General features: G+C 65.4%; 6 protein-coding genes. 4 read left to right on the top strand and 2 right to left on the bottom strand.

Annotated elements, in window-relative coordinates; translation table 11 throughout:
• The 4 genes from CF161_RS07910 to CF161_RS07895 form a co-directional block, all read left to right on the top strand.
• The coding region (locus CF161_RS07910; protein ID WP_020296038.1) for an FtsX-like permease family protein at positions 1–589 on the top strand (589 nt) is incomplete at its 5' end.
• Complete coding sequence (locus CF161_RS07905) at positions 582–2,291, top strand: SUMF1/EgtB/PvdO family nonheme iron enzyme (protein ID WP_020296037.1); 1,710 nt, start codon at positions 582–584, stop codon at positions 2,289–2,291. The genes CF161_RS07910 and CF161_RS07905, both read left to right, overlap by 8 nt.
• Before the next feature lie 83 nt (positions 2,292–2,374).
• Positions 2,375–3,313 carry a type VI secretion system-associated lipoprotein TagQ gene (gene tagQ, locus CF161_RS07900; RefSeq protein WP_020296036.1) on the top strand — a complete coding sequence of 313 codons (939 nt, stop codon included), beginning with the start codon at positions 2,375–2,377 and terminating at the stop codon, positions 3,311–3,313.
• A gap of 138 nt (positions 3,314–3,451) precedes the next feature.
• Entirely contained in the window at positions 3,452–3,835 is a 384-nt protein-coding gene (locus tag CF161_RS07895) for a hypothetical protein (RefSeq protein ID WP_020296035.1), read from the top strand.
• A gap of 253 nt (positions 3,836–4,088) precedes the next feature.
• Here the strand turns inward: CF161_RS07895 and CF161_RS07890 are convergent, their stop codons facing one another.
• Positions 4,089–5,489, bottom strand: a complete 1,401-nt coding sequence (locus CF161_RS07890; protein ID WP_020296034.1) for an aminoacyl-tRNA deacylase and HDOD domain-containing protein — start codon at positions 5,487–5,489, stop codon at positions 4,089–4,091.
• Between the two features lie 79 nt (positions 5,490–5,568).
• Positions 5,569–7,644, bottom strand: coding sequence for an ATP-dependent DNA helicase RecG (recG, locus tag CF161_RS07885; protein ID WP_020296033.1), 2,076 nt, complete (start codon positions 7,642–7,644; stop codon positions 5,569–5,571).
• Between the last annotated feature and the right edge of the window lie 8 nt (positions 7,645–7,652).

Raw genomic sequence — 7,652 nt, 5'->3', positions numbered from 1 at the left:
CGCCGTGGCCGCCTTGGGCTGGGCCGGCGACGCCCCGGGCGCGGCTGCGCAGCGGGTGTACCCGGGGTTTCGCCTGTATGCCCGCAGCCTGGATGACGTCGAGCCCCTGCGCCTGTACTTCGCCGAGCGCGGGCTGCTGGTGTCGACCCAGGCGCAGACGATCGCCCAAGTGCAGTCACTGAGCCGCAACCTATCGATCGTTTTCTGGGTCATAGCCGGGCTGGCCCTGGCGGGGGCCTTTGCGGCGATCTTCGCCGGAGCCCTGGCGGCGGTCGCGCGCAAGCGCCGCGAGTTGTCGGTGCTGCGCCTGCTGGGATTCTCCACCGCCGCGTTGTTGCTGTTCGTGGTGGCCCAGGCGTTGTACAGCGCCGGGTTTGCCGCGCTGTTGAGCGGGCTGCTGTACGCCCTGGCCGAAACCGGCCTGAACCGTTTGTTCATGCAGGTGCCGGGCGAATACGCCAGCCACCTGTTACCGGCGCACTACGCGCTGGCCCTGTTCGCGACGCTGGGCGTCAGCACCGTGGCGGCAGCCCTGGGTGGCTGGCGTGTATCGCGCATTGAAGCGTGTGAAGGAATTCGAGATGTATAAGTTGCTGAGTGCCGCGCTGGCCCTGACCCTGACCGGCGCCGTGTGGGCCGATGAGTTCAACAAGCTGGACAACCCCAAGCCGTTGCCGGACGACGTCAGCCTGCCGCTGCCGTGCGACGGCGAGATGGTGTTCCGTTACGTGTACGTGCTGGCCCAGGGCACCCTCGACGACCGCGAGATCAGCCTCGGCTACCCCTTCAGCGAAGGCGAGGCGGGGTATCAGCAGTCGTTTATTTCCGGCTACCGCCGCGACTTCATCAACGGCCAGTTCACCGTCAAGGACCTGCCTTCGAGCTGGAGCAAGAGCATCGCCTCGGGGCTGCCCAAATCCGGGGCCGGGATCCCGCTCAAGCCGATGCTGTATTTCATCGGCAAATACGAAGTCACGGCGCGCCAGTACGCGCAAGTCATGGCCCAGGCTCAATCCCTGGCCAGCGGCGAACCGGCCCCGGCCTGCGAAGCGCCCGAAGGCATGCAGGGGCGCTTGCCCAAGGTCAAGCTCTCGCGCTTCGAGGCCGAGCGCTTTGCCGCGGTGTACAGCGCCTGGCTGATGAAGTACCACCGTGACCTGCTGCCGGTCAGCGGCCGGGGTACTGCCAGCGAAGACGGCGGCCTGGGTTTTGTGCGGTTGCCGACCGAGGTCGAGTGGGAATACGCCGCCCGTGGTGGCCAGGCCGTGAGCCGCCAGGATCTGGAGGGGCGCCTGTTCCCCCGGCGCCTGGATGGCAGCGACAGCGACGGCCCGCTGGCGGACTGGGCGGTGTTCAACCAGGTGGCCGGCGGCACCGGGCAAGCTGCGCGGCTGATGCCGATCGGCACCAAGCTGCCCAACCCCATCGGCATGTTCGACGTGATCGGCAACGCCGCCGAGATGGTCCAGGAGTCCTTCCAGCTGGTGCATTCCGGGCGTCGCCAGGGCACCTACGGCGGCTTTGTGGTCAAGGGCGGCAACTACCTTGAAGGCGAGGGCACGCTGTTCACCGGCATGCGCCGCGAGTACCCGCTGTTCGCCGCCGATGGCACCGAGCAGAGCAACGAGACCACCGGTTTCCGCGTGGCCCTGGGGGCCCTGGCAGCGCCGCGTTCGCGCTACAAGGAGCTGTTCGCCCAGTGGCAGAAAGAGGGTCGCCTGGCGTCCCTGACCGATGCCATCGATGACGCCCAGGACCCGACCAAGCGCCTGGACAGCATCATTGCCGCCAGCGTCGACCCGCGCCTGCAAGCCGAGTTGGGGCTGGTCAACGAAGAGCTCAAGCGCAATGTCTCGCTGATCGCCCAGCAGCGGGAAGAGGCCGCCGGCAACCTGATCCAGTCCTCGGCGCTGGTGGCCGAGACCATCAATAACTACAACATCCGCCTGACCAACCTGAAGAAGAGCCAGCAGCAGGCCGTCGATGCCAAGGACGAGCCCAGCGCCAAGCTGTTCGCCGAAGCCATCGACAACGGCCGCAGCGCACTCGACGGCGCGGTGGCGATCTACATCGACAACCTGGCCACCGGCACCCGCTACACCGACGCGGTGATCCAGGCGCAGTTTCAACGCATCAAGGAAGAACTGAATCGCAAGCCAGTGCTCGGCAAGAGCCTGGTGACGCGCGCAACCCTATTCGTTCGTCATGTCGGGAATTATCGCCAGCAACGGCGAGCCGATCCGGCGACGATTTTGAAAGAACTGCTCGCATCGACCGCTCAGAAACCTTGAGTGGACGCTGTCTGGCGAGCTTGGAGGGTCTCGGACGGCATGGCGCCGTACCGAGCTGGTCAAACTTAAACGAGAAAACAAACATGCTTTTTTCCCGCAAACCATTTGCTTCAACATCCAAGCGTCACCTGCTGTTGGTTGCCGCCGGATTCAGCACCGTGTTGACCGGCTGTGCCACTTCACCGGTGTCCAAGGTCGCCTCGACGACCAAGGTCGAGTACTACCCGAGCTGCTACGAGCCGGTCCAGCACCTGCGTGCCACTGACTCGGACATGACCAAGTCGGTCGTCACCGGCGCTGCCCTGGGCGCAGCCGGCGGTGCACTGCTGGGCGCCCTGACCGGCGATTCGGAAAAACGCGGTCGCAATGCCGCCATCGGTGCCGCTGGCGGCGCCCTGGCCGGCGGCGCAGCGGGTTACTACACCGAGCGCCAGAAGCAGATCAGCGATGACAACCAGCGCATCGGCTCCTACGCCACCGACGTCAACAAGAGCGCGGCCGACATCGACCGCAGCACCGCGTACGCCAAGGCTTCGCAGAGCTGCTACCAGCGCGAGTTCGACAACCTGATCTCGGGTCGCAAGGCCAAGACCATCAACGACACCGAAGGCCGCAAGCGCCTGGCGGAAATCGTCGCCGGCCTGAAAGAGTCCAACGACCTGATCACCGCGGTTAACGGCAAGGCCGGCGAAGACCTGAACAACTACACCCAGGCCTACGAGAAAGACCTGCAGCAAGTGGGCGTGCAGCGTACCGACGTGGCCACTGTGGTCGCCGCCGATACCACGACGCTGGTGACCAGCGGCAAGAGCAAGACCAAGCAGCCGCCGAAAGTGACCAAGAAGCCACCACTGCCGAAGGTGCCTCAGGAAGCGGTCGCGACCGAGAAGACCCTGCGGGACGCCAAGGTCAAGCAGGACGAAAGCGCCAAGGTCGCCAGCACCGGCCAGACCCAAGTCAACAGCATGTGCAAAAGCCCGGACCTGGGTGACTGGGCACCGGTGCCTTGCCCTAACGTCTGAGTCCGCGATTGTCTGACAAGATGAGGCGATAAGTGCTAAACGCCAGTCGATCTCCGGGTAATCACGGAGATCGCTGGCGCTCTTTTACTGAACGGTTAAACTGCCCGGGCCATCTAATAACTACCCGAGGCGCCGTGCATGAAATTTCGTTTTCTTCTGTGGATGCTTGGCCTGTTGATGGGCAAAGCCAGCCGTAACAACGCCGCCTTCCAGCAACAGCTGGGCGACAAGGAACTGGTGTTCCAGTTGCAGACCCTCGACGGCAACGTCTCCCGGCACTTCTTCGTCAAGAACCAGCGCATTACCAGCCGCTCCGGCACCTATCCCGATCCTGCCTTCGCCATCGCCTTCAAAGACGCCGCCTACGGCTTCGCGACGATGCAGGCCAAGAACAAGCAACTGGCCTTCATGACCGGGATCCAGGACAAATCGATCCAGATCAAGGGCAACCCCGCGCTGGTGATCTGGTTCCAGGGCCTGACCAAATACCTCAAACCGAAAAAGCCCAAGCCCAAAGCCTGATCCGTCGCCGCTGCCGCGAGGCTACACCGGCAAAAAAACGCCCATGCCAGTCAGTTAAGGGCAAGCACTGTCATTGTGGCGAGGGAGCTTGCTCCCGCCGGGCCGCGCAGCGGCCCCAAAAAGACACTGCTACGCCCCGGATCCCCGGCCAGCCCCACGGGAGCAAGCTCCCTCGCCTCAGGTGATGTTTCGTTCGCTCTAGCGCTTAACTGATCGGCACTAGCCCGTGCGGGGCGTTTTTTGTGGCGGCGGTTCAGGCCTGGCTGAATTGCGACGCCAGTTCCCGCAGCAGCACTTCGGCTTCCAGGACTTTGCTGACCACATCCTCGGCCTTGTCGCGGCTCAGGCCGACGCGTTCGAGCAGGGCGTCGGGGATGTCTTCATCGGGGCCGGAACCAATGCCGCGGCTACGCAGCAGGCGCACCGCCAGGCACACCAGGTTCGGGTATTCGGCGTAGGCGCCGTCGTAGCTCGGGTCGTGCTGGAAGCGCAGGGCCGTGGACAACTCGTCCGGCATGTCCCAGTAGCGCATCAGCCAGGCGCCGATCTGCTCGCGGCTGATGCCCAGCAGGTGCTGCTCGACATAGCTGTGGCACAGGTGCGGGTTGACCTCCAGGTGCCGGCAGATCAGCGAGAAGTGCGGCGGGAACACATGGGCCAGCAGCAGGTAACCGAAGTTGTGCAGCAGGCCGGCGAGGTAGGTCAGGCCGGCTTCCGGGCGCTGGGCGCGAGGCATGGCGCGGGTCAGGCCTTCGATCACGGCGGCGGTGTAGATCGACTGCTGCCAGTACGGCGTCGAATGCTGCGGCTGATCCTTGGGCAGGCTCAGGGTCTTGCCCAGGGCCAGGCCCAGCGCCAGGTTGATCACCAGGTCAAAGCCCAGCACGCGGACAATGGCGTCTTCCACCGAACGGATCTTGCCGGGCGAGGCGTAGTACGGCGAGGCGGCCCAGCTCACCACCTGGGCGGCCAGGGCCGGGTCGGTCTCGACCACGCCGGTGATGTCGTCGATGGTGGCGTTGGGGTCGACCCGCAGCTTGATGATTTTTTGTGCAGTTTCCGCCAGGGGCGGAATCTCGATGGTGGCTTCCAGGCGCTGCTGGATCCGGCGGGCGGTGAAGGCCTGCATCGCCTGGGTGATTTCCTCGCGGTCATCATCGGGGCGGTCGAGGTTCGGCCGGATGAGGCTCAGGGCTTCGCCGAAATTGCCGGCGCTGGCCTTGCTGAGCATGGTCTTGAAGTCTTCGCGGGTGATTTCCAGAAGCACCCCGGGCTCGCCGGAATTGATCAGCACACTGGGCTCGCGCAGCAGGCTTTCTTCGTACAGGCACGGTGAACTGGTGAGGGCCGGCAGGCCGGGCAACAGGCTCAGGCTGTGTTTGCCGAGCATGCGCTCCAGGCGTTCGGTGGACACCGCGGTCAGGCGCCGGCCCGTAAGCTCGGCCAGGCGATTGAGGTCCAGCAACTGGCTCTGCGGGAACAGCACCATGAGCGCGCCGACGGCGTCGTCCAGCAGAATCGCCTGCACCTTGCGCTCGGTCGGGAGACCGGGGCGGTCGAGCACTTCGTTATAGCTGATGGCCAGCTTGCCCAGCAGCAACCGGATTACAGACGGAGCGTGCGGGGCTTGGTCGGCGAGGGCAACTTCGGTCATGGTCTGTATCCGTTTTCCCAACAATTGGACCAGTATAACCAGCTTGGTTACACCAGCGTTCCATTAACTGAGAGGTGTTTCACACTTGGCCGTATTGCTGGCCGTGACGCAGCCAGCGGTCCAGCAGCGGGCTCACGTGGTGCGGCCAGCGCTCCAGCAGGGCCTGGGCTGCGTCGCGCACGGCCGGCAGCAGGTCGGCATCGCGCATCAGGTCGGCGACCTTGAATTGCAGCAAACCGGTCTGGCGCGTGCCGAGCATCTCGCCGGGCCCGCGCAGCTCCAGGTCCTTTTCGGCGATGACGAAGCCGTCGTTGGTTTCCCGCATGATGCCCAGGCGCTGGCGACCGATCTGTGACAGCGGCGGATGATAGAGCAGCACGCAGTGGCTGGCGGCGCTGCCGCGTCCGACCCGGCCGCGCAACTGGTGCAACTGCGCCAGACCCAGGCGTTCGGGGTTTTCAATGATCATCAGGCTGGCATTGGGCACATCGACCCCGACCTCGATCACCGTGGTCGCCACCAGCAACTGCAGCGCGCCGGCCTTGAACTGGGCCATGACTTCGGCTTTTTCCGCAGGCTTCATGCGCCCGTGGATCAAGCCCACGCGCAGTTCGCCGAGGGCCGCGGTCAGGTCTTCGTAGGTGGTTTCGGCGGCCTGGCAGGTCAGCTCTTCGGACTCTTCGATCAAGGTGCAGACCCAATACGCCTGGCGCCCTTCGGCGCAGGCGGCCCGCACCCGCTCGATGACTTCGACGCGGCGGCTGTCGGTCACCAGCACGGTATTGACCGGGGTGCGTCCGGGGGGCAGTTCGTCGAGGATCGAGGTGTCGAGGTCGGCGTAGGCGCTCATGGCCAGGGTCCGGGGAATCGGCGTGGCCGTCATGATCAACTGGTGCGGGCACATGCGCCCGCCAACGCCTTTCTGGCGCAGGGCCAGGCGCTGCTGCACGCCGAAGCGATGCTGTTCGTCGATAATCACCAGGGCCAGGTTCTTGAACTGCACTTCGTCCTGGAACAGCGCGTGGGTGCCGACCACCATCGGCGCGCCGGCGGCGATCTGTTCCAGGGCAGCGCTGCGGTTCTTGCCCTTTAGCTTGCCGGCCAGCCAGGCGACTTCCAGGCCCAGGGGCTCGAGCCAGCGTTTGAAAGTAATGAAGTGCTGCTCGGCGAGAATTTCGGTCGGCGCCATCAACGCCACCTGATAACCGGCTTCCAGGGCCTGCAGGGCGGCGAGGGCGGCAACCACGGTCTTGCCGGCGCCGACATCACCCTGGATCAGGCGCAGCATCGGCTCGGGCTGGCTGAGGTCGTAGGCGATTTCCCGGCCCACTCGCTGTTGCGCGCCGGTGGGCGCAAAGCCCAGGTTGCGCAGGTATTTGGCCGGCAGTTTTTTCGCCGGGGGCATGGCCGGCGCGCGCAGCGAGCGCATGCTTTCGCGCAGGCGTTGCTGGGACAGCTGGTGGGTCAGCAGTTCTTCGAACGCCAGGCGATGCTGGGCCCAGTGATGGCCGAGGGCGAGTTCGTCGACATCGGCGTCGGCCGGTGGGTGATGCAGGTAGCGAATCGCATCGTCCAGCGGCGCCAGCTGGTAATCGCGCGCCAGCTCCTGCGGCAGCCAGTCGGGCAGGCTGCTCGGGCCGAGCAGGGCCAGGCTTTGCTGGCACAGCTGGCGCAGGCGTTGCTGGGTCAGGCCTTCGGTGAGCGGGTAGATCGGGGTCAGGGTCTGGTCCACCGGAGGTGGCTCGTCGCCGCTGATGGCGCGGTATTCCGGGTGGTAAATCTCCAACCCGGAAGCGCCGGGCCGGGCTTCGCCGTAGCAGCGCACGCGGGTGCCGCGCTTCAGGCCGTCTTTCTGTGCATTGCTGAAGTGGTAGAAGCGCAGGCTCAGGCCGCCGGTGCCGTCCTGCAGGCGTACCAGCAGGCTGCGGCGCTTGCCCATGACCACGTCGGCGCCGCTGACGGTGCCTTCGATCACCGCGTCCTGGCCCGGGCGCAGGGCGCCGATGGGCACCACGCGGGTGCGGTCCTGGTAACGCAGGGGCAGGTGGAACAGCACGTCCTGGAGGTTTTCCAGGCCGACCTTGGCCAGCTTTTCGGCCATGGCTTCGCCGACGCCCTTGAGTGCCGTGACCGGCACGTTCGACAGCTCAGTCATCGCGACCG

Source organism: Pseudomonas sp. CF161 (assembly GCF_000416215.1).
In the GTDB taxonomy this organism is placed as follows: domain Bacteria; phylum Pseudomonadota; class Gammaproteobacteria; order Pseudomonadales; family Pseudomonadaceae; genus Aquipseudomonas.
Note: the sequence above shows the minus strand (reverse complement) of the source record. Positions and strands in the feature narration are given on the sequence as shown.